Below are 19208 nucleotides of genomic sequence, written 5' to 3'. Positions count from 1 at the left end.
GTAATCATTTATGAGTTAAATGTGGAGTTTTTCTTTCCTTCCCGGCCTTTCATTAACGCAATGTGCGGTTATAGTTTTCAAAAGATTTACAAAAGATTTAACATATATGGACATGTTCCATTTGGTACGTTTTTTCCATAACCGGTCTATTTCATGAAAATCATTTCTGCCCGTAAGGCAACGCTTCCACTGCTGCTGGTTCCTGTTATCTCTGCGCCTCTCACTGCGATGAGTGCCGATGAACAGACCATGATCGTCAGCGCCACGCCGCAAACCGTCTCGGAGCTCGATACCCCGGCGGCGGTTAGCGTCGTGAATGGCGAGGATATGCGTCATGCTGCGCCACGCATTAACCTGTCTGAATCTCTTGGCAGCGTGCCGGGACTGCAGATCCAGAACCGCCAGAACTATGCTCAGGATCTCCAGCTTTCGATGCGTGGGTTTGGTGCCCGCTCAACCTTCGGCGTGCGCGGTATCCGTATGTATGTCGACGGTATTCCGGCAACCATGCCGGATGGACAGGGACAAACCTCCAATATCGATCTCTCCAGCGTGGACAGCGTAGAAGTGCTGCGCGGCCCCTTCTCTGCCCTTTATGGCAACGCCTCTGGCGGTGTGATCAACATGACGACCCAGACCGGGCAGCAACCGCCGACCATCGAGGCCAGCAGCTATTACGGCAGTTACGGTACCTGGCGCTATGGAATGAAAGCCACCGGCGCGATGGGTGACGGGACGCATGCCGGGGATGTGGACTACACCGTGTCCACTACCCGTTTCACGACCAAAGGTTATCGCGACCACAGCGGCGCGCGGAAGAATCTCGCCAACGCTAAACTGGGTGTTCGTATTGATGACGTGAGCAAGCTGACGCTGATTTTCAACAGCGTGGACATGAAAGCCAACGATCCGGGTGGACTGAGTGCCCAGGAGTGGCATGACAACCCTCGCCAGTCTCCGCGTGGCGATCAATACAATACGCGCAAGACCATCAAGCAGACCCAGGCTGGCCTGCGCTACGATCGTCAGCTCAGCACCCAGGACGATCTCAGCGTCATGATGTACGCCGGCGAACGTGAAATGACGCAGTACCAGTCAATTCCTTATCAGCCTCAGCTGAGACCTTCCCACTCCGGCGGCGTGATTGATATGCAGCGCCATTACCAGGGGATTGATACCCGCTGGACGCACCGTGGCGAACTGCTGGTTCCAGTAACCTTTACCACCGGTCTGAACTACGAAAACATGAGCGAAGATCGTCGCGGATACGAGAACTTCGTCATGAACAACGGCGTGCCGGAGTACGGCGTCAAGGGCGATAAACGTCGTAACGAACGTAACCTGATGTGGAACGTCGACCCGTACCTGCAAACCAGCTGGCAGTTAACGCAGAAACTCTCCGTGGATGCCGGCGTCCGTTACAGCTCGGTCTGGTTTGACTCCAACGACCATTACGTGACCCCGGGCAACGGAGACGACAGCGGTGACGCAAGCTATCACAAGTGGCTCCCGGCCGGATCGGTGAAATATGCCGTGACCGATGCGTGGAATCTCTATGCTGCGGCAGGTCGCGGGTTTGAAACGCCAACCATCAATGAGCTCTCTTATCGTGCGGATAACCAGGGCGGCCTCAACATTGGCCTGAAACCTTCCACGAACAATACCTATGAAGTGGGCAGTAAAACCCGTATCGGTAATGGTCTGCTGACGGCAGCGCTGTTCCGCACCGATACGGATGATGAGATTGTCGTCGATGCCAGCGCTGGCGGTCGTACCAGCTATAAAAACGCCGGTAAAACCCGTCGTCAGGGGGTTGAAGTTTCCCTGGATCAGCAGTTTGCTGAGAACTGGAAGCTGAAAATGGCGTGGACCTATCTGGACGCCACCTATCGAACCAACGTGTGCAGCACCGGCGACTGTAACGGCAACCGTATGCCGGGCATTGCCCGCAACATGGGTTATGCCTCGTTTGGCTGGCAGCCGGAAGAAGGCTGGTATGCGGGATCGGATGTGCGCTACATGAGCGATATCATGGCGGATGACGAGAACACGGCGAAAGCCCCGTCCTACACGGTGGTTGGGCTGAATACCGGGTATAAATTCAACTACGGTAACTGGGGAATGGACGTCTTTGGTCGCGTCGATAACCTGTTCGATAAAGAGTATGTCGGATCGGTTATCGTGAATGAATCCAACGGGCGTTATTACGAACCTGCACCGGGCCGTAACTACGGCGTAGGTCTGTCGGTCTCTTATCGCTTCGAGTAAGCAAAAAGCATTCTTTTTTGCTGAATATTATTTTTATAAATGGAATAACGCTCCTGATGGCAATAAGCCATCAGGAGTATTTAACCAGGAATATAATTCGCGGCAGGATATAGTCGCTCTGCTAAATAATCTCTCAGTTAAAATATTGTCGCTGTAAAAGCGTGTTCGCTTCGTCAATCAACGTCTCTATCGCCTTCTGACTGCCATCAACATCTCTTCGCTCAAGCGCGGACAGGAGCTCGGCGTAGTGATAAGTCGACACCTTGATGTCGTTAAGCTCCTGATGCAGATAGTTCATGCAAGGTCCAATACGCACCCATAGCTGCTCAATTAAGGCGCTGAGTGTCGGCATTTCCGCGTACTGATAAAGCGTAAACCGAAAGATGCGGTTAGCATGCAGCGCCTGCTGAACGTGCCCGTTGCGCATGGCTTCATGGAATGTCTCTGATAGCTTGCGCAACACCTCCAGCTTATTTTCCGTCATATGCTGACAGGCGGCAGCTACCGCCATAGGCTCAAGCTGTTTTCTGATGGCGTTAATCTCGTTATAACGCTCAAGCGTGACCTCAGGAACCAGAAACGCCTGGGCCGGCGTGGCGTGCAATGCCCCAGACGACACCAGACGCAAAAGCGCCTCGCGAACCGGGGTAATACTGGTTCCTAATTTATCAGCAATTTCTTTGGTAATCAGTCGAGCGCCAGGTTTCAGTGAGCCTGTAATTAACGCGCCTTTCAAACTGAGTTCGACTTGCATGGTAAGACTGATCCTTTGCGCTTTTTCTAAATGGTCCAAATCAAGCATGTTCAATTCCTGTAGCTAATACTTAATGCTATTTTTAAACGCCGTTTTTTATAAACGACGCTGTTCCGATATATCCTGTATCGTCATGCCTGGTGATGGGAAGTCTGTAAAAATGTCAAGAAATGCAAAATTTATTTTTTTTTTCGTTTTCGTGCTCATCTGAACGGAAGGCGCGAAAAGCCATGTCCAGTTAATTAAAGACAATATATCGTATCTTCACAAATAAATATGGCGGGAAACCCCGCCATATTTTAGATTATTTATTGTCACCCGCGACGCGAATCACGACTTTGCCGAAGTTTTTTCCTTCAAGAAGGCCAATCAGCGCCTCAGGCGCATTCTCCAGGCCGTCTGTGACCTGCTCACGGTAGTGAATTTTGCCTTCCTGCACCCAGCGCCCCATCTCATCCTGGAACTCCTTGATGCGATGGCCGTAATCCTGAGCGATGATAAACCCCTGCATACGAATCCGTTTCTTCAGAATCGTCGCCATCAATAACGGCAAACGATCAGGCCCTTCCGGCAGACCCGTCGCATTGTAACCGCTCACCAGACCACATACCGGTACGCGCGCCGAGGTGTTCAGTAAGGGCAACACGGCGTCAAAGACTTTCCCGCCGACGTTTTCATAATAGACATCAATCCCTTTCGGGCAGGCCTTTTCCAGCTGGGCCGCGAAGTCATCGGCATGGTGATCCAGGCACTGGTCAAACCCGAGCACCTCGACGGCATGGCGGCATTTTTCTGCACCACCGGCAACGCCGATCACCCGGCAACCTTTGATTTTACCGATCTGCCCGACTGTCGCACCAACCGGCCCCGTCGCCGCCGCAACCACCAGCGTTTCACCGGCTTTAGGCTGGCCGATGTCCAGTAGCCCCATATAGGCGGTAAACCCTGGCATACCCAGAATGCCCAGCGCCCACGAGGGGTGAGAAATATTATCGCCCAGTTTCACCAGGCCGCTGCCGTCTGAAATTTCATACTCCTGCCAGCCGCTGTAGCCCAGCACCCACTCACCCGGCGTATAGTCCGGATGGTTTGACTGCTCAACGCGACTGACCGTTCCCCCCACCATGACCGCCCCAATTTCCACTGGCGGTGAATAGGAAGGTGCATCACTCATGCGCCCACGCATGTAAGGATCAAGCGACAGCCAGACCGTGCGCAGCAAAAGCTGTCCTGCCTGAGGTTCAGGAACAGGCTGCTCTTCCAGACGAAAATTCTCCGCGACCGGCGCACCGTGCGGACGAGAAGCCAGAACCCAGCGGCGATTTTGCGAAACAGATTGATTCATCAGGAACTCCTTCTGGTACAAATGTCATTAGAGCCTGGCTCATGATCGGCGTAAACGCTTTAACTTTACGAGCCAGACTGGTTAAGCCGCACAACCAGATAGATACAGGTTTCATTCGTCTCATTAATGAACCGGCAGTCGTTGGGCGGCCCCAGTTCCAGGCAATCACCGGCGTGCATTTCATGACGGGTATCGCCCTCCTGGAAAACCAGTTCGCCAGACTGCAGCCAGATAAGCTGGCGCGCCAGCGCATACGACGAGGCGGGCATAGGGACATCGCTTCCCGCCGGCAGCTCAACCTGAACAAGATCGATGGGCAGATCGGTGCGGGGTGAAACGTGGCGGCGGAGGTAGTGTGTCTGAGGGTCACGCCAGACGGGCTGGTTTTCCAGACGCAGCAGCTTTCCTTCCTGCATTTCGGCTCTGGCGATCAGCGTTGACATGCTGATGCCAAACGCGCCGGATAACCGCGCAAGCAAGGTCGCCGTCGGGCTGCTGTCCCCGCGCTCTATCTTGTGGATCATGGCGCGCGAGACGCCGGCCCGGTCAGCAAGCTCGCTTAATGACCATCCTCGCGACTCGCGTTCAAGGCGAATTCGCGCGCTAATCCTTTGATTCATTGTGTCTGCCATAGTATTCATGACGTCATACTATAGTGTATGAACGGCATTTCAACGCGGTTTTGATAACAAAAAAATCTGGCTTATGTCATAGCCATCCGTCTGTACAGTTGTGTAATATCGTACTCATAACGTAATACTATAGTGAACAACACACTCAGAGGTTCAAACATGATCGTTCGTCATGCCTGCAAAGAAGACTGCGCCGCTATTGGGGAGATTTACAACCACGCGGTGCTGCATACTGCCGCGATCTGGAATGATAAAACCGTCGATACGGATAACCGCATTGCCTGGTTTGAGGCGCGTGCCCTCGCAGGCTACCCGGTGCTGGTGAGTGAAGAGAATGGCGTTATCACCGGCTACGCCTCGTTTGGCGACTGGCGCGCCTTTGACGGTTTCCGGCATACGGTAGAGCATTCTGTCTACGTTCATCCGGATCATCAGGGCAAAGGTATTGGCCGCACGCTGATGAACGCGCTGATTATTGAAGCGCGGACCCTCGGCAAACACGTCATGGTGGCGGGCATTGAGGCGCAAAACCAGGCCTCTATTCATCTTCATGAGACGCTCGGTTTTGTGACCACCGGCCAGATGCCGCAGGTGGGCACCAAGTTTGGCCGCTGGCTGGATCTGACCTTTATGCAGTTGCAGCTTGATGAGCGCAGCGATCCGGATGCTATCTCATGAATCAATCTCTGACGCTGGCTTTTCTGGTGGCGGCGGGAATTGGCCTGGTGGTGCAAAACACCTTAATGGTGCGCATCACTCAGTCCTCCTCGACCATTCTTATCGCGATGCTGCTGAATTCGCTGGTTGGCATTGTGCTATTTGTCAGCATTCTGCTGCTAAAACAGGGCTTCGCCGGATTTAGCGAGCTGGCCTCAACGATCCGCTGGTGGACGTTGATCCCGGGGCTGTTAGGGTCGTTTTTTGTTTTTGCCAGTATCAGCGGCTATCAAAATGTTGGCGCAGCGACAACCATCGCCGTGCTGGTGGCAAGCCAGTTGATTGGCGGGCTGGTAATGGATGTACTCAGAAGCAATGGCATCCCCTTGCGCGCGCTGATTGGCCCGGTGTGCGGTGCCGTAATGCTGGTGGTCGGGGCGTGGCTGGTCGCGAGACGCCAGTTCTGACCCCCGGCTCACCGCTACAGTATCGTACCGCCTTTGGTCAGCAATTCCTGACGGGCGTCCATCTCTTCTTTATGTTGCTTACCGTGATGTGCAATCGCGGTACGCAGACGCTGCTGCTGACTGTAGCGATCTTCACGGCTTAACGCTGCGTCGTCGCTCAGTTCGATCAGCAGTTCATTCATTCGGCTAATCACTCCCTCTTCGATGGCGGTATCGACACGGGCGGTAACTTCATCTAAATGTGACATTGTCACTCCTTGTCAGATGCCCGGCAGGCGCGGTGCCTGCCGGGAAAAATGTCAGTTCAGTTTCGCTTTGGAGAAATCGCTGCCCATCAGGCTCACGCTGTACCCCGTTACGTTGCTGCGGGTGGCGTAGAACGTTTTGCCGTTCGCCAGCGCAATCCACGGTGCCTGAGCATAGAAGATCTCCTGCGCCTGGCTGTAGAGTTTCGCACGCTCACCCGGGTTGCTGGTCAGTTTGGCTTTCTTGACCAGATCATCATACCCCTTATCGCACCAGCGCGCGGCGTTCGATCCGGTTTTGATGCTGTCGCATCCCAGCAGTACATCAGCAAAGTTATCCGGGTCGCCGTTATCGGACATCCAGCCAAACAGCGCGGAATCATGCTCCCCTTTACGCATACCGGAGAGATACTCGCCCCACTCGTAAGAGACAATTTTGGCCTTCACGCCGACTTTCGCCCAGTCGCTCTGGATCATCTCCGCAATACGCTTCGAGTTAGGGTTATACGGACGCTGCACAGGCATTGACCACAGCGTCACGTCCGCGCCCTTCTCCAGACCGGCCTGTTTCAACAAAGCTTTCGCTTTTTCAGGATCGTAGCTGTAGTCCTTCAGATCGGTATTAAAGCCCAGCATATTCGGCGGAATGGGTGATTTCGCCACCGTACCGGAACCCATAAAGACCGCATTCACGATGGCTTTTTTGTCCGTCGCATAGTTCAGGGCCTGACGCACCAGCACGTTATCAAACGGTTTTTTCTCGGTATTGAACGCCAGATACCCCACGTTCAACGCCTCCACGGCGTGCAGCTTCAGGTCTTTATTTTTGTTAATAACATCAAACTGAACCGGTGACGGCGCCGGAATGATCTGGCATTCGTTGGTCTGCAGCTTCGCCAGACGCGTTTCTACGTTTGGCGTGATGGAGAAAATAAGATGTTTCGTCGGAACCGCACCTTCCCAGTAGTTCGGGTTAGCGACGTAGCGGATCAGCGAATCCACTTTGTACTGCTGCAGAACGTATGGCCCGGTACCAATCGGCCAGGTATCGACATTCTCAGGCGTCCCTTTTTTCAGCATCGCGTCAGCGTATTCAGCGGAAAGAATAGAGGCGAAATCCATCCCCCAGTCAGCAAGGAATGCGGCGTTTGGTTCGCTCAGCGTAAACTGCACGTGATAATCATCAACCTTTTTGACGTCCTGAATCAGCTTGTCCAGACCTACGTCATTAAAGTATTCATAATTACCCTGCGAGACATTGTGATAAGGATGCTTAGGGTCTTTCTGACGCATGACGGAAAAAATAACGTCATCCGCATTAAAATCACGGGTCGGCTTGAAGTATTTATTGCTGTTGAACTTGACCCCTTTACGCAGCGTAAAGGTATAAGTCTTACCGTCCGTGGAAATTGTCCAGGACTCTGCCAGCGACGGTACCGGGGTGTTTTTCACCGGGTCGAAATTGATCAGGCGGTTATACAGGACCTGAGAGCTGGCCACGAATGACGGGCCTGAGCTGGCGATCTGCGGGTTGAAAGACTCCGGTGATGCTTCAGAGCAATAAATGATGGTGTCATTATTCGCCGCCCATGCGGCACCGGCTGGTAAGAGAGTGCTCAGCGCGAGGGCGAGCAGCGTTTTCCCTGTAGACATGGTTATAACCCTGGCAGTTTTATTATATTGGACTGTAATAACAGCACAGCCGCTATAACCTGGCAAATAACGAATCACTATCAGGTTATTCTAAAGCAACGTTTTCCGCTGGTTTTACAGCCAGTGCGCCAGAAGTTGATTTGCCTTAAGTGCCATTATTCGTCAAGCACAACCGCACCTTTCTATGCCACAAGAAATCGTCCCTTTTGGCGTCTCTTCCTCCGTTTGGTTGCTTCCCGATTTCGTTAAAGTAACGGTGTGAAGAAGTATATGGGATCAAATCGTGGCAAAAACTCTTTTACGCAGCGGTAATCTGGATGACTTTCAGGCCGTTGGCGGCGGCGGACAAGCCGTTTTTGAATCAGCGTTACAAATCCGGGAAGCGCTCCGGTTACGCAAACAACAGGCGATTGTCGACTGTCTGGCTATTCCGCAGGTCAATGATGGTGGCGACCGTGTCGACTGGTATTCGCCGGTCGACGGTAGTGTAACCAGCTGGAAAGCGGCCAACGAAGACGATCGTTATCGCGCCCTGCGCTATCTGGAAAATACGCTGGCCAGCGTTGAATCGCTCAGTAAGAAATGCCTGCAGTCGCCAAAAACAGCGCAACAGCTTTTCGGTTCCCTGCTGTCGAAAGCATTTCAGTTTCCCGGCGAAAATTTCCTTTTCCTGGTTGATGGAAAGCCGGTCATAAGCTTCTGGGGGTTTGTAAATCTTAATGAGAATGCACGTGACGACGTACTCGACTGTTTACGTGAATCGCTGATCCCTGAACCAGCCCCGATTGTCATTGAAGACCCTGAACCCGAGCCGGAACCGACCCCAGTCCTGACCTTTGAACAGGCCGATGAGCCGCTGATCGCCCCGGCCACGGTGGTGCGCATCACGCCGGACGAGCTGTATACGCCTGAGCCTGCGCCGGTCATTATGCCGCCTGTGGAAGAACCCGAGCCAGAGCCTGCGATCGTAGCCAAAAAACGCCGCGTTCCCCTGTGGACACTTCCGGTTGCCGCCGTGATCGTTGCCGCGATTGCCACCCCGTTGCTGTGGCCAAAACAGGCCCCTTCTGCCGAGCCAGTGGCTGTTGTTGCCCCTGAACCTGTCGCCATTGCGCCAAAGCCGATTAAAGCCGTTGAGCCACTGCCGATGAAATTACCGCTGCATCAGGCAGAGGTGGTCGCGAGCAAAGAAAAAGAGCCAGCTCCCGTTGCCGCCCCAGCGCCTGCGCCGGTTGTGATTGCGGCGATCCCGAAAGACGCCATGGTCATGGAAGCAAACCAGGTGAAAGCGGGGTCGACGCGTTTTCTGAACGGAACATGGCGTGCGATCCTCGACGTGAAAGATCCGATTACCGGCAAACCACCGTCGCTGCGCTATCAGATCCAGAACAATAAAGGCTTCGCTCGTGTTGTTCACGGTGACAATGTTGTCTGCCGCGTGGAGGTTTTCTCCGGGCTGCACAGCAATGGCGAACTGATGATCAAGAGTCGCGGTAATGCCCGCTGCACAGACGGTTCACGCTACCCGATGCCGGAAGTTGCCTGCAAAGCAGGTACCAGCGATGTCGCTGAATGTAATGCCCGTTATGATGCCAAAACCGTCGTTCCACTGACGTTCAAGAAAGCAGGTGCCTGACCCTATGCTGGTAAATCTTTGCGACTATAAACAGAGCGTCACGCTTATTGCCAACAGCGGCGTGCAATTCCTCGATTTTGGCCTGACTCCGCAGGACACCGCCAGCAACGGGCGCTTCGTACGTAAAACCGCCAACGGTCCGCTTCTGCGTCTCGATTTCGATCTCGTCAACGGGCGTTACACGCTGCCGGGATTGAACGGCGGACAGCCTGAAGTGGTGAAACCGGAAACCACGATCCCACTGCATCAGTCTCTGACGGTGCTGGATGGCGTCTGGCTCCCCATTCCCTTCCTGCGCTTCAATCCGCCACGTACCTTTGTTGACGGGCCGGATAACTGGGCGCGTGTCCAGGTGCGTAAACTTGAAACGCCTGATGCGGCAGGTAATACACACCGCGTCACGCTCGCTCTCGACAGCCAGATTGCAGAGCATGCTACTGCCGCACTGTCCCCGGTTGAAAATGACATTCTCAACGGCACCCGTTTCGGACTGGCGTGGCGTGACGATGAGGTGGAAAGCTTCCTCGACCAGACCTGGATTGACGGCTGGCTGCGCGAGGCGTTTACCCACTATGCGACCGACGTTGAAAACCGCGCGGAACGCGACATGCAGCAGGCAATGCGCAGCTTTGAGTACCAGGCACACTGGCTCAACCTGCTGTCCATGCTCGGTGAACAGCTTACCGTGCCGGAAGTGAAATTTGTCACCCATACCCTCAGTACGCCGGCTATACCGGTCGACCTGATCCTCGACGTCGGGAATACCCATACCTGCGGCGTTATTATTGAAGATCACGGTGATGCGAACGACGGTCTGCGCCAGACGGCCGAACTGCAGGTGCGCTCGTTAAGCGAACCACAGTTCCTCAATGAGCCGCTGTTTACCAGTCGTCTGGAGTTTTCAGAAGCGCGTTTTGGCAAGCAGCACTTCTCGGTGGAAAGTGGGCGTGAAGATGCCTTTGTCTGGCCGTCTATTGTCCGCGTGGGCGATGAAGCACGCAAACTGGCTACGCGCCGTCTGGGCACGGAAGGTAACAGCGGTATCTCCAGCCCGCGTCGCTACCTGTGGGATGAAACCCCGGTGGTCCAGGACTGGCGCTTTAGCCAGATGAACAGCAAAACCCAGCGCGAACCGCTGGCGACCGCGTTCCCGCTGATGAACCTGATGAACGATGACGGTGAGCCGCTCTTTACGCTGCCGCAGGACGAGCGACTGCCGGTCTTCTCTCCGCAGTACAGCCGCAGCACGCTGATGACGCATATGCTGTGCGAACTGCTGGCACAGGCGCTGGGGCAGATCAACAGCGTTGCCACGCGCCTGCGTCTGGGCTTTCCGGCCTCGCCACGCCAGCTGCGTACGCTGATCCTGACCCTGCCCTCGGCGATGCCGAAGCAGGAACGCGAGATCTTCCGTCGCCGCATGTTCGAAGCGATCGCTATCGTCTGGAAAGCGATGGGCTGGCACCCGCAGGACGACGATTTTGCCACCCGTAAGCACCAGGAAAAAAGCGTGGTGCCGGTACCTGCAATCCAGATGGAGTGGGACGAGGCCAGCTGTGGTCAACTGGTGTGGCTGTACAACGAAGCGATCTCACATTTTGGTGGTCAGACGGAAGCGTTCTTCGCCTCCCTCGCCCGCCCGGATCGTGAACCTGAACCGGGCGTGCAGCCGGGGCGCTCGCTGCGTGTCGCCTCTATCGACATTGGCGGCGGCACAACCGACATGGCGATCACCCATTATCAGCTGGATGACGGCTCCGGTAACAACGTCAAAATCACGCCGCAGCTGCTGTTCCGCGAAGGGTTTAAAGTGGCCGGTGACGACACCCTGCTGGACGTCATCCAGCGCTATGTGTTACCCGCCCTGCAAACCCAGCTGCAGAAGTCCGGTATCGCCGATGCCTCTCTGCTGATGGCCTCGCTGTTTGGTGACTCAGGACGTATCGATACTCAGGCGGTATTGCGCCAGCAAACGGCGCTTCAGCTCTTTATGCCGATTGGTCACGCCATCCTTGCCGCGTGGGAATCCAGCGACATCGACGATCCGATGGCAGGCTTGCATGCCACCTTTGGCGATTTGCTGTCGCAGAAACCGACCCGCAACGTGATGAATTATCTGCAACAGGCCGTCGATCATGCCTTGCCGGCAGGTTCAGAGGCCTTCGATCTGTTTGCCGTTCCGCTGCACGTGAATTTCCGTGAAATGCAGGATGCGATGCTGGCAGGCCAGTTCACGCTGGCGTCACCCCTGCATGCGGTGTGCGAGGCCATTTCACATTACAGCTGCGATATTCTGCTGATCACGGGGCGTCCGGGCTGCCTGCCTGGCGTTCAGGCGCTTATTCGCCACCTGCAGCCGGTGCCGGTTAATCGCATCGTCTGGCTGGATAAATACCAGGTTCATGAATGGTACCCGTTCAGCCAGCAAGGACGCATTGGTAATCCAAAATCGACTGCCGCCGTCGGCGCGATGCTTTGCAGTCTGGCGCTTGACCTGCGACTGCCGCGCTTTAACTTTAAAGCCGCGGATATCGGTGCATATTCGACTGTTCGCTATCTGGGCGTCCTGGATAACACCGTAAACACCCTGCGTGAAGAAAACGTCTGGTATCAGGATATCGACCTGGATAAACCGGGTGCGAAACTCGACGCTCGTCTGCACTTCCCGCTGCGCGGAAATGTGACGCTCGGTTTCCGCCAGCTGGCGAACGCGCGCTGGCCGGCAACGCCGCTCTATACGCTTAGCATCAACTCGGCCGAACTGGCCAAAGCGATTGCGGGTGACGGCGTGCTGAACGTGCGGCTCAAACTTTGCGGCGGCAATAAGCATGAAGGGCCTGAATCCTTCGCGCTGAGCGATGCCTGGTTGCAGGACGGGACGCCGGTTCCGCCTGATGCTTTAACCTTCAAACTGAATACTCTGGCCGATCGCCGTCATAGCGGCAGCCACTACTGGATCGACAGCGGGAGCGTATACCTGAAATGACTGCGACGATGACCACCACTCAGGCCTTAATCGGGTGGATAAATGAGACGCGCCTGAACGCCCCTGTGCTGGATAACGAGGCCGATGCCCTTCTTGCGCGCATCAACGCGACGCAGGCACGGGAGCAGGCCATTGACCGCGCCCTGTCACGCCCGGGCAGTATTGGACTTTACGGTCATTCTCAGAGTGCAAAAGCGCATCTGCTTTTATCGCTGTGCGGCAGCGGTAATGGCCGCCTGAACGTTACGCCAGGCCAGCGTACATTTGATTATTTTTCGCACATTAATCCGGGACATGCCCTGACCAACATGGCCGTGCGCTTCACCCGCGGAAATGCAGAGGTGATGGATGAGGTGTTCCCGCTGCGCCTGAGCCTGGTGACAGAGGCAGAGCTGGTGCAGCTGTTTATCGCCCGCACCATGCTGCAGCCGGACATCCGCGCCGTGGATAAAGCGGTCATTGAGACGCGCCTGGAGAAGTGGCGTGGCCTGCGCCAGCCGCAGGGCGTTCCTGGTATTACGGCTCAGGACGTGGGTGCCATCGCCCGCTTCTGGCAAAGCTCAGTACCTGCCGCGAAACAACAAATTGATGATGCCCTGTGGCATCAGTTTGCACAGCTGGTCCCTTCGCTCGATCTCAGCACGCGTGCCAGCGTCTGGTCGCTGCTGTGGGGTGAGCAACAGGAGTTGACCCAGCAGTGGTTAAAGCTCGCTCATGTCCTGCATCAGACCAGCCATGCCGGAGCACTCGCCGCCCCGCTCAGCCTGCTGGTCGATAACTTCGGGCTGCCGGGCGAAGGGTTCCTGACTCACGGCACCTTTTCCCTTCCGGAGGCCCAGGAGATGCTGCTTCATCCGCTGAACAACGGCGAGATGCTTAACGCCATCAGTATCCCTGTCGATACGCTCGCCTTCCTGACGCGTGAGCTGGTCTTGCCGGTCGAAAGCAGCGCCCTGGATAATGTCGATATTATTGATATTCCGGTCTTTTCAGATAACAGCGCCGATGCACTGAATCAGGCTAAATGCCAGTGGTTGCTGGAGCATTATCGCCAGCAGCTGCAACCGGACGTGCTTGTTATCTGCAATGCGACAGCCCAGCACGAGCAAACGGCTAAAAAAGCCCGGGTGCTGATGAACTGGGTCAAAGAGACTCAGCCGGTTGAAGAATCCGCCCTGCCGGGGCTGGTGTGGGCGATTACGCCTCACGACGCACGTTTTACCACCCGTCAGAACCTTGATGAAACGGTCCAGCACCTGTTGGGCAAACCGGGTGTGCGCTGGGGGACACTGCAGGCGCTGGACAGCCACAGCATGCAGCGCGTGATCGAGTGGTTGTCTCAGGCCACGTTACCCGCTCAGCGGCAGAAGCGTCTTAGCACGCTGAAAGCAATGCTGCGCCAGGAACTCTCGGCCCTGATGAAGGGGTATCTGGCACCGCTGGTTGAGGAACCCGGCGCCAGACGAACTCAGGCCGAAAACATGGTGCGCGTGCTGCAAAGCTCCGCCGCCCGCCACGGTGAACTGCTTGAAGGTCTTCTGCCGCCGCTTAAAGCCTTTGAAACCCTGCTGGCCGTTCAGCAGCCCCGCGAGGAGCAGGTGAACGGACTGTTTACGGATACCATTGACCTGTTTGCCGAGCATGCCCAGGAGAACGCCAGTCCATTCCAGACCAAAGACAAAGCTCGCCTGGCACATAAAGTCTGGATAAACCATCTGCGCCAGTGGAGCCGCAACGATGCCACTGCCGCGCGCCTTGGGCTGGAACCCGCTGTTTTGCAGCAAATTGCCGACGTTCTGGTGGTGGCCAGCTACCGACTGAACCTGCCACAGCAGTTGCAGAACATCGTTGAAACCGACAAGAGCAGCGCTGCTCAACTGCATGCCGTGATGGGCAACTTCATTGGCTGGCTGGGCTACGATCGGACACCCGCAGAGGCACGCCCGGCGAGCCGCATCCGTAAAGGCCAGGCAATCTTTGTCACGCCGGTGGTCAACAGTACCGCGCCGCGCCTGACGCGTCTGGGAGAACAACCCGTACATGCGGCAACGGTGTATGTCTATGACTGGCTGGTCGCCCTCTATAGCCGGGCAATAGAGAACATCGATTTCCACCACCCGCACGATGTACAGCCTGCCGCACGCCAGGCCTTACAAGCCCTGTTACGTTAGCGCTCCTGGCCCGCAGAGATGCGGGCTATTCTTTCAGGTCGTGGTCATACACTCTGCTAACGTCTGCGCCAGTGCCGACGGATTTTCCCAGGACATGGAGTGTCCGGCCGCTGGGATGATTTTCACTTCAACGCCCCGCTTTTGCAGAGAGTCCACATCATCATCAGGCAGGGACCACTCGCCGAAAATCAACGTCACCGGGCAGCGCAGAGACAAAAACTGAACCTCCCATTCCGGCTCTACCCCTTCCACCAGGCTGGACGCGCCACGCCACACGGCATACGGCGCATTGCTTTGCAGACTGCCCGCCCAGGGTGAGGTTTCCGCACTGAGCAGCGCATCAAACCCCTGCTCCAGGAACTGTTGTTCCGTCTGTGCAGCGATAGAGCGGCTGAACATGCCCCCCCCGGCGTGAAAATTGGGTTCCGACACCATCAACCCTTTTACGCGTGGCGCCATCAGTCCTGCTGCCTCGATAGCAATGCTGCCACCCATACTATGACCATATAGCCAGAAGCTATCGAGTTTGAGATGGTCCAACAGTTCAGCCACCACTCGCGCCTGCTCGCTGGTGCGATAACGATACTGCACGGGTTTGTCGCTGTAACCGCTGCCCGGGAGATCGATAAGAATGGCTCTGCGCGCACCAAACCGGGCGTCAGAGACGATACGAGGATATTCATAAGAAGAGGCGCAGCCTAACCCGTGAATAAACACCACAGGATCGCCAGAGCCGGGAAGATCGTGCCAGCGCACAACGCAGCCGGCCTGCTGCGAGTAAAAACTGTTCATAAGCACTCCTTTAACGATTCACTGTGTATTTATACAGTCTTCGTGTCTGGAATGCTATGTTCATCTTTTAAAACGGGAAGCGTGCTTCAGAAAAGCGAGATCAACAGCGCAACGGGAAAGCTCATTGGCCAGGTTGAACCCACCAGAAAAGCACTGAGCAGTCGGATACGTTTGCGGTCTTTAGAGAGGAACCAGGTAATTAATGCACAGACAGAAGCCATGATTGCGTAAAAAACCAACATCTTTTGATACAACGTCATTCTGTTTACCAGAGCCGAAAAAATAACCGCACGCAATATGCGTTATATGTTGATACAGATCAAGTTTTTTCGTTACAGAATAACCATTTGAATACTATGGATAATATACTGAAAGGAGAGAATGCCCGGCGCTGAATGCGACCGGGCATGGGGGCTTAGTGCTTTATCATCACGTGGCGAACAACGGTATAATCTTCAAGGCCGTACACCGACATATCTTTGCCGTAGCCGGATAACTTCATCCCGCCGTGCGGCATTTCGCTCACCAGCATAAAATGGGTATTAACCCAGGTGCAGCCGTACTGCAGACGCGCGCTCATCCGGTGGGCACGCCCTACATCGCGGGTCCAGACCGATGACGCCAGGCCGTACTGCGAATCGTTCGCCCATGCCAGCACCTGCGCTTCGTCATCAAACTCGGTGACACTTACAACCGGGCCAAACACTTCACGCTGAACGATAGCATCGTCCTGTTTTGCCCCTGCCAGAAGGGTTGGCTGGAAATAGTAGCCTGCCCCCTCTTTTTTGCTGCCGCCGGTCACCACGCGAATATGGCTCAGGGCTTTAGCCTCATCAACCGCCTTACAGACGCGTGAAAGATGGGCTTCGGAACTGAGCGGGCCCAGCTCGGTGGTTTCCTCCTCCGGCGCACCCATTTTCAGGCTCGCCACCGCGGCACCCAGTTTTTCCACCAGCGCGGCACAAACGCCTTTCTGCGCATAAATACGACAGGCTGCCGTACAATCCTGCCCGGCATTGTAGAAACCGAAAGTACGTACCCCTTCAACAACCGCATCAAGATCGGCGTCGTCGAAAACGATAACCGGGGCTTTGCCGCCCAGCTCCATATGGGTGCGTTTAATCGAGGACGCCGTGTGTCCAATAATATGTTCGCCGGTGGCAATAGAACCGGTGAGCGACACCATACGCACCTTTTCGTGGCCGGTCAGCGGATCGCCGACCGTTTTTCCGCGGCCAAACAGAACGTTCAGAACGCCTGCCGGGAAGATGTCTTTCGCCAGTTCCGCCAGCTTGAGGGCCGTCAGTGGGGTAATCTCCGAAGGTTTGATCACCACACAGTTACCCGCGGCCAGCGCGGGTGCCAGCTTCCATGCCGCCATCATCAACGGATAGTTCCATGGCGCAATGGAGGCGACCACGCCCACCGGATCGCGGCGTATCATCGATGTGTGACCGTCAAGATATTCGCCGGCGGCCAGCCCGTTCAGGCAGCGGGCGGCGCCGGCAAAGAAGCGGAAAACGTCGACCACAGCCGGAATTTCATCTCCCAACGCACAGTGCAGCGGCTTACCGCAATTGAGCGATTCGAGACGGGCAAATTCTTCGCCGTGGGCTTCAATCACGTCAGCCAGCTTCAGCAGGCACTCGGCACGCGTTTTAGGCGTGGTTTGTCCCCATTCAATGAATGCGCGATCGGCGGCCTGGACCGCCGCGTCGACCTGCGCTGCTGACGCTTCAGCAATCTCCAGAAGTACCTCTCCGGTGGCAGGGTTATAGACCGGCTGTTTTTCCCCGTCCCCGGCGACCAGTTCACCATTTATCAGCAGTTGTGTTTGCATAGCATTGTCCTGTTGAAATCAATGTTATTTCCCGCTTCCGGCACTGTTTTCGCCGTCGCGGGTTAGCCACCAGGCTCCCAGAATGGGTAGGGTTGTGACCAGCATCACCAGCAATGCGACGACGTTGGTGACCGGCACGTCGCGCGGACGCCCGAGCTGATTAAGCAACCACAGCGGTAACGTGCGCTCGTGTCCCGCGGTAAATGTTGTGACGATGATTTCGTCAAACGAGAGTGCAAACGCCAGCATCCCCCCGGCCAGCAACGCCGAACCGAGATTCGGCAGGACCACGTAACGGAAGGTTTGCCAGCCGTCGGCCCCCAGATCCATTGACGCCTCGACCAGACTCCAGGAGGTGCGTCTGAAACGGGCAATCACGTTGTTAAACACCACCACCACGCAGAACGTGGCGTGACCGACCACGATGGTGAAAAAACCCGGCTCAAGGTCAATGGTTTTAAATGCCGTCAACAGCGCCAGACCGGTGATAATCCCCGGTAACGCAATCGGCAACAGCAGCAACAGCGAGATCGCATTTTTGCCAAAAAACGCGCTTCGCCACAGCGCCGCTGCAGCAAGCGTGCCAAGCACCAGCGCGATAGCCGTCGACAGCGCAGCGATTTGAAGTGACAACGTCACTGATTCAATGATGTCGCCACGCCCTGCGGCCACGGTGAACCACTTCAAGGTCAACCCCTGCGGCGGAAAACTGAACGCGGCGTCTTCGGTGTTAAAGGCGTAGGTCGCAATAATCAGCAGCGGGAAATGAAGGAAGATAACGCCTCCCCAGGCTGCCACTTTGAGGAACAACGGTGCGCGTTCAGAGTGCATCGAATGCTCCCAGACGTTTCACGAACGCCAGATAAAGCGAGATGAGGACAATTGGTACCAGGGTGAAGGCCGCGGCCATGGGCATATTGCCGATAGCGCCCTGCTGGGAATAGACCATATTGCCAATAAAGTACCCCGGCGGCCCCACCAGCTGTGGAACAATGAAATCGCCCAGCGTCAGGGAAAAAGTGAAGATTGACCCTGCGGCAATGCCCGGGATTGCCAGCGGCAAAACGACGTAACGAAAAGTCTGGTGTGGTCGCGCGCCGAGATCGGCTGAAGCCTGCAGTAACGACGCGGGCAGCCGCTCCAGCGCCGCCTGTACCGGCAGGATCATAAACGGCAGCCAGATATAGACGAACACCAGAAAACGCCCCAGCCCGGAGGTAGAAAGCGTGTTTCCGCCAATGGCCGGTAGCGTAAGGATCGCGGTCAGGATCGGCTCCAGCCCCAGGTGACTCAGAAACCACTGCGCTACCCCGTCTTTCGCCAGCAGCAGCGTCCAGGCATAGGCTTTAACAATATAGCTGGCCCACATTGGCAGCATCACGGCAATATAGAAGAACGCCTTCCACTTGCCGCGGGTGTAACGTGCCATGTACCAGGCCATCGGAAACGCGAGGATAGCGCTGGCGATGGTCACCGCAATGGCCATCATCAGCGTACGCAGGATGATGTCATAGTTTGCCGGATTAAAAAGCGCCAGGATATTGGCAAACGTCAGTTCCGGCGTGACCGCCATGGTGAAATCGTCAAAGGTATAAAACCCTTGCCATAAAAGCGTGAGAAGCGATCCCAGATAAACGATGCCAAACCACATTAGCGGCGCGAGCAGCAGCAGGAACAGCCCAAGCGATGGCTTACGCCAGAACAGTGCGGTAAGGCGGCTCATGCGGCTACGGTGGGCAGGAGGCGGCGCGACATGCGTGTT

The 19208-nt window shown here is 55.7% G+C and carries 16 protein-coding genes; 6 read left to right on the top strand and 10 right to left on the bottom strand.

Going from position 1 to position 19208, the window contains the following annotated elements; genetic code table 11:
• Positions 1–153: 153 nt before the first annotated feature.
• Positions 154–2268 (top strand): TonB-dependent receptor PqqU, encoded by a 2115-nt coding sequence (gene pqqU / locus AAIR21_RS02765; protein ID WP_148576713.1) that lies wholly within the window; start codon positions 154–156, stop codon positions 2266–2268.
• A gap of 133 nt (positions 2269–2401) precedes the next feature.
• On the opposite strand, the gene AAIR21_RS02760 is transcribed toward pqqU, so the two are convergent.
• The 3 genes from AAIR21_RS02760 to AAIR21_RS02750 all read right to left on the bottom strand — a co-directional run bounded on the left by AAIR21_RS02760 (position 2402) and on the right by AAIR21_RS02750 (position 5008).
• A complete protein-coding gene (locus AAIR21_RS02760; protein ID WP_020884031.1) occupies positions 2402–3070 on the bottom strand; it encodes a GntR family transcriptional regulator in 669 nt (222 codons plus the stop codon).
• 256 nt (positions 3071–3326) lie between these two features.
• Positions 3327–4367: an NADP-dependent oxidoreductase gene (locus AAIR21_RS02755; RefSeq protein ID WP_040017592.1), complete on the bottom strand. Its 1041-nt coding sequence runs from the start codon at positions 4365–4367 to the stop codon at positions 3327–3329.
• A 65-nt stretch (positions 4368–4432) separates the two neighbouring features.
• Positions 4433–5008 carry a helix-turn-helix domain-containing protein gene (locus tag AAIR21_RS02750; RefSeq protein WP_014170255.1) on the bottom strand — a complete coding sequence of 192 codons (576 nt, stop codon included), beginning with the start codon at positions 5006–5008 and terminating at the stop codon, positions 4433–4435.
• Between the two features lie 150 nt (positions 5009–5158).
• Here AAIR21_RS02750 and AAIR21_RS02745 point away from each other — a divergent pair, with 150 nt between their 5' ends.
• Both AAIR21_RS02745 and AAIR21_RS02740 read left to right on the top strand, forming a co-directional pair.
• Complete coding sequence (locus AAIR21_RS02745; RefSeq protein ID WP_020884028.1) at positions 5159–5677, top strand: GNAT family N-acetyltransferase; 519 nt, start codon at positions 5159–5161, stop codon at positions 5675–5677.
• Positions 5674–6123 (top strand): DMT family transporter, encoded by a 450-nt coding sequence (locus tag AAIR21_RS02740; RefSeq protein ID WP_014170257.1) that lies wholly within the window; start codon positions 5674–5676, stop codon positions 6121–6123. The genes AAIR21_RS02745 and AAIR21_RS02740 overlap by 4 nt, the downstream gene beginning before the upstream one ends.
• 14 nt (positions 6124–6137) lie before the next feature.
• Here AAIR21_RS02740 and AAIR21_RS02735 read toward each other — a convergent pair whose 3' ends face one another.
• The gene (locus tag AAIR21_RS02735; protein WP_059305726.1) at positions 6138–6371 is read right to left on the bottom strand and encodes a YdcY family protein; all 234 of its coding nucleotides are present in this window, start codon (positions 6369–6371) and stop codon (positions 6138–6140) included.
• 51 nt (positions 6372–6422) lie between these two features.
• Positions 6423–8021, bottom strand: coding sequence for an ABC transporter substrate-binding protein (locus AAIR21_RS02730; protein ID WP_183516330.1), 1599 nt, complete (start codon positions 8019–8021; stop codon positions 6423–6425).
• A gap of 283 nt (positions 8022–8304) precedes the next feature.
• On the opposite strand from AAIR21_RS02730, the gene AAIR21_RS02725 reads away from it, so the two are divergent.
• Genes AAIR21_RS02725 through AAIR21_RS02715 form a run of 3 tightly spaced genes read left to right on the top strand, consistent with a single transcriptional unit; the run spans position 8305 to position 14814 of the window.
• Positions 8305–9657 carry an SrfA family protein gene (locus AAIR21_RS02725; RefSeq protein ID WP_183516329.1) on the top strand — a complete coding sequence of 451 codons (1353 nt, stop codon included), beginning with the start codon at positions 8305–8307 and terminating at the stop codon, positions 9655–9657.
• Between the two features lie 4 nt (positions 9658–9661).
• The gene (locus AAIR21_RS02720; RefSeq protein ID WP_183516328.1) at positions 9662–12643 is read left to right on the top strand and encodes a virulence factor SrfB; all 2982 of its coding nucleotides are present in this window, start codon (positions 9662–9664) and stop codon (positions 12641–12643) included.
• Positions 12640–14814 (top strand): virulence factor SrfC family protein, encoded by a 2175-nt coding sequence (locus AAIR21_RS02715; protein WP_183516327.1) that lies wholly within the window; start codon positions 12640–12642, stop codon positions 14812–14814. The genes AAIR21_RS02720 and AAIR21_RS02715 overlap by 4 nt, the downstream gene beginning before the upstream one ends.
• A 33-nt stretch (positions 14815–14847) precedes the next feature.
• On the opposite strand, the gene AAIR21_RS02710 is transcribed toward AAIR21_RS02715, so the two are convergent.
• The 5 genes from AAIR21_RS02710 to AAIR21_RS02690 form a co-directional block, all read right to left on the bottom strand.
• On the bottom strand, positions 14848–15606 hold the full coding sequence (locus AAIR21_RS02710) for an alpha/beta fold hydrolase (RefSeq protein WP_151887456.1): 759 nt from the start codon (positions 15604–15606) through the stop codon (positions 14848–14850).
• A gap of 86 nt (positions 15607–15692) precedes the next feature.
• The gene (locus tag AAIR21_RS02705) at positions 15693–15866 is read right to left on the bottom strand and encodes a GhoT/OrtT family toxin (RefSeq protein ID WP_032670341.1); all 174 of its coding nucleotides are present in this window, start codon (positions 15864–15866) and stop codon (positions 15693–15695) included.
• A gap of 155 nt (positions 15867–16021) precedes the next feature.
• Entirely contained in the window at positions 16022–17446 is a 1425-nt protein-coding gene (patD, locus tag AAIR21_RS02700) for an aminobutyraldehyde dehydrogenase (protein ID WP_032678249.1), read from the bottom strand.
• 24 nt (positions 17447–17470) lie between these two features.
• Positions 17471–18277, bottom strand: coding sequence for an ABC transporter permease (locus AAIR21_RS02695; RefSeq protein ID WP_032680927.1), 807 nt, complete (start codon positions 18275–18277; stop codon positions 17471–17473).
• Positions 18267–19169 carry an ABC transporter permease gene (locus AAIR21_RS02690; RefSeq protein ID WP_181216550.1) on the bottom strand — a complete coding sequence of 301 codons (903 nt, stop codon included), beginning with the start codon at positions 19167–19169 and terminating at the stop codon, positions 18267–18269. The genes AAIR21_RS02695 and AAIR21_RS02690 overlap by 11 nt, the downstream gene beginning before the upstream one ends.
• Positions 19170–19208: the final 39 nt, after the last annotated feature.

Source organism: Enterobacter sp. PTB (assembly GCF_051130085.1).
GTDB classification, from domain to species: domain Bacteria; phylum Pseudomonadota; class Gammaproteobacteria; order Enterobacterales; family Enterobacteriaceae; genus Enterobacter; species Enterobacter ludwigii.
Note: the sequence above shows the minus strand (reverse complement) of the source record. Positions and strands in the feature narration are given on the sequence as shown.

What these genes read in the sequence shown, in the direction of transcription:
- pqqU (WP_148576713.1), top strand. Translation starts at nt 154, where the DNA reads ATGAAAATCATTTCTGCCCGTAAGGCAACGCTTCCACTGCTGCTGGTT.
- AAIR21_RS02705 (WP_032670341.1), bottom strand. Translation starts at nt 15,866, where the DNA reads ATGACGTTGTATCAAAAGATGTTGGTTTTTTACGCAATCATGGCTTCT.
- AAIR21_RS02710 (WP_151887456.1), bottom strand. Translation starts at nt 15,606, where the DNA reads ATGAACAGTTTTTACTCGCAGCAGGCCGGCTGCGTTGTGCGCTGGCAC.
- AAIR21_RS02750 (WP_014170255.1), bottom strand. Translation starts at nt 5,008, where the DNA reads ATGAATACTATGGCAGACACAATGAATCAAAGGATTAGCGCGCGAATT.
- AAIR21_RS02755 (WP_040017592.1), bottom strand. Translation starts at nt 4,367, where the DNA reads ATGAATCAATCTGTTTCGCAAAATCGCCGCTGGGTTCTGGCTTCTCGT.
- AAIR21_RS02695 (WP_032680927.1), bottom strand. Translation starts at nt 18,277, where the DNA reads ATGCACTCTGAACGCGCACCGTTGTTCCTCAAAGTGGCAGCCTGGGGA.
- AAIR21_RS02745 (WP_020884028.1), top strand. Translation starts at nt 5,159, where the DNA reads ATGATCGTTCGTCATGCCTGCAAAGAAGACTGCGCCGCTATTGGGGAG.
- AAIR21_RS02715 (WP_183516327.1), top strand. Translation starts at nt 12,640, where the DNA reads ATGACTGCGACGATGACCACCACTCAGGCCTTAATCGGGTGGATAAAT.
- AAIR21_RS02690 (WP_181216550.1), bottom strand. Translation starts at nt 19,169, where the DNA reads ATGAGCCGCCTTACCGCACTGTTCTGGCGTAAGCCATCGCTTGGGCTG.
- AAIR21_RS02720 (WP_183516328.1), top strand. Translation starts at nt 9,662, where the DNA reads ATGCTGGTAAATCTTTGCGACTATAAACAGAGCGTCACGCTTATTGCC.
- AAIR21_RS02735 (WP_059305726.1), bottom strand. Translation starts at nt 6,371, where the DNA reads ATGTCACATTTAGATGAAGTTACCGCCCGTGTCGATACCGCCATCGAA.
- AAIR21_RS02740 (WP_014170257.1), top strand. Translation starts at nt 5,674, where the DNA reads ATGAATCAATCTCTGACGCTGGCTTTTCTGGTGGCGGCGGGAATTGGC.
- AAIR21_RS02760 (WP_020884031.1), bottom strand. Translation starts at nt 3,070, where the DNA reads ATGCTTGATTTGGACCATTTAGAAAAAGCGCAAAGGATCAGTCTTACC.
- AAIR21_RS02730 (WP_183516330.1), bottom strand. Translation starts at nt 8,021, where the DNA reads ATGTCTACAGGGAAAACGCTGCTCGCCCTCGCGCTGAGCACTCTCTTA.
- patD (WP_032678249.1), bottom strand. Translation starts at nt 17,446, where the DNA reads ATGCAAACACAACTGCTGATAAATGGTGAACTGGTCGCCGGGGACGGG.